The sequence below is a fragment of the Cereibacter changlensis JA139 genome (genome assembly GCF_003034985.1).
GTDB lineage: Bacteria > Pseudomonadota > Alphaproteobacteria > Rhodobacterales > Rhodobacteraceae > Cereibacter > Cereibacter changlensis.
The window spans coordinates 1-1919 of sequence record NZ_PZKG01000298.1; the positions used below are offsets into that span (position 1 = coordinate 1).

At 65.2% G+C, this 1919-nt stretch carries 3 protein-coding genes and 1 pseudogene; all 4 read right to left on the reverse strand.

Translation table 11 applies throughout. The annotated features are described in order from the left end of the window. A pseudogene (locus tag C5F48_RS23415) lies at nt 1-240 on the reverse strand (IS3 family transposase); the annotation flags it as partial. A gap of 64 nt (nt 241-304) precedes the next feature. Next, nucleotides 305-952 carry a transposase gene (locus tag C5F48_RS26615; RefSeq protein ID WP_502525984.1) on the reverse strand — a complete coding sequence of 216 codons (648 nt, stop codon included), beginning with the start codon at nt 950-952 and terminating at the stop codon, nt 305-307. Beyond that, nucleotides 886-1047 carry a transposase gene (locus C5F48_RS26620; RefSeq protein WP_502525985.1) on the reverse strand — a complete coding sequence of 54 codons (162 nt, stop codon included), beginning with the start codon at nt 1045-1047 and terminating at the stop codon, nt 886-888. The genes C5F48_RS26615 and C5F48_RS26620 overlap by 67 nt, the downstream gene beginning before the upstream one ends. Further along, a complete protein-coding gene (locus C5F48_RS26625) occupies nt 995-1816 on the reverse strand; it encodes a transposase (RefSeq protein WP_502525986.1) in 822 nt (273 codons plus the stop codon). Before C5F48_RS26625 ends, C5F48_RS26620 begins: the two co-directional genes overlap by 53 nt. Nucleotides 1817-1919 lie beyond the last annotated feature (103 nt).

The window sequence follows — 1919 nt, forward strand, 5'->3', positions numbered from 1 at the left end:
TCGTCCGCAGGCGAACTGGTCATGGACGAAGTCCAGCGACCAGCGCGCATTGGCCCGCGCCTCCACCAGGATCGGAGCCCTTGTGCCCATGGCCTTGCGCCGCGCTTTGCCTTTGCGGACGGTTAACCCTTCCTCGCGGTAGAGCCGGTAGATGCGATTGATCCCCGACGCCTCGCCTTCACGCCGCAAGAGCACGAAGAGCCGCCGGTAGCCGAACCTGCGTCGCTCATTTGCCAGATCCGATGACGTCCCATCTGATTGTGTAGCTGACCGCGGGCCTCGTGCTCGGAAGCGGGTCGAGCTGTCAGTCGCGCTGCGCGGCAGGCAGGCTGACGGTGAGAGTGTTGAGGATCAGGAATTGATCCGGTGGATCAATTCCCCGAAACACGCAGACCGGAGCGAGGGTTTCCAGCGTCAGGTATCGGCCGCGCTGGACGGTCCATTCCTCGGTCTGCTCCATCAGGATCGCGCCGACCAGGCGTCGGATCGATGCCTCGTTCGGAAAGATCCCGACCACGTCGGTGCGCCGCTTGATTTCACCGTTAAGACGCTCGATCGGATTCGTGGAATGTAACTTGGCGCGGTGCTGGGCGGGAAAGGTCATGTAGGCCAGCACATCCTCCTCAGCCGTGTCCATGAGCGTGGCCAGTTTCGGCAGCTTGTGCCGCATCTGGTCGGCAACGAGCCGCCACTGCGCCTTGGCCGCCGCGTGATCCGGCTGAGCGAAGGCCGTGGCGATGAAGGCGGAAACCACCCTGCGGCTGTTCTTGCCGGCATGCGCCAGGGCATTGCGCTGGAAATGGACCCGGCAGCGCCGCCATGTGGTGGACAGCACCCGGGCCGTGGCGGTCTTGATGCCCTCGTGCGCGTCGCTGACCACCAGCTTCACGCCGGAGAGCCCGCGGCGCACGAGGTCGCGTGAGGCAACTCGGTCCAGAAAGGCGAGGGCCATCGCCCGAACGCTTCCGAGGCCCCAATGGCCATGCCCAGGACTTCACGTGGGCCATCCGTGTTCACGCCGACGGCGATGGTGACGGCGACGGACACGATGCGCCCGCCCTGGCGGACCTTGAGGTAGGTGGCGTCGATCCATGAGCTGAGGCGGATCAGCGGGCCTTCCAGTGGAAGGACCGCCCGCCGAAGGCCATTCGCCCTCGATCGGCCGCGTTAGGAAGGCGTCGACCCGCTCGTCATTCGCCGGGAAAACGATCCCCCGGATCGTTTTCTGGTCCGGCTCATCCTCGCAGAGCCGGCTGACCTGGCTCCTGGAGATCCCGGTCCCGCCCATGGCCTGCACGAGGTCGTCCATCGCGCGGGTCGAGACGCCCTGGACATAGGCTTCCTGGAGCGAGCCATTGGAACGCCATTGGTCCGAGAGACAATGGCGAGCGCCGTCAGCGTTCGGCGGGCGATCCTTCCACTGGAAGGCTCGCTGATCCGCCTCACTCTCGACCGAGCGGCGCGGCTCGAGGAAGGAGGGGAAATACGAGCCGGTGCGCAGTCGGGGAATGCGCAGTTCCAGGCTTCCGGCACGCGTCTGCCAGGCCCTGTCGCGATAGCCGTTGCGCTGCGCCAGGCGCTCGCTGCTCTTCTCGCCATAGCCATAGCCATAGCCATAGCCATAGCCATAGCCATAGTCATAGTCATAGTCATAGTCATAGTCAGCGCCAGTCTTGGCGCCCACCTCGAGCTCCATCAGCCGCTCGGCCGCGAAGCGTCGACCGCATGGGTCGACCATCTCGCGCAGCAGGTCCGCATCAGCACTCTTCTCCACCAGCGCACGGAGGTCCATCATGGGTTTGGTCATCGGGGGCATTCCTCGGTTCAGGTTGGCTCAGCAACCCGACCCTACCGAAAACCCGATGACCACCGCACCGCCGACCGCCCGCTACGGCGCTAAATGTGAGCGCGCGAGCGGG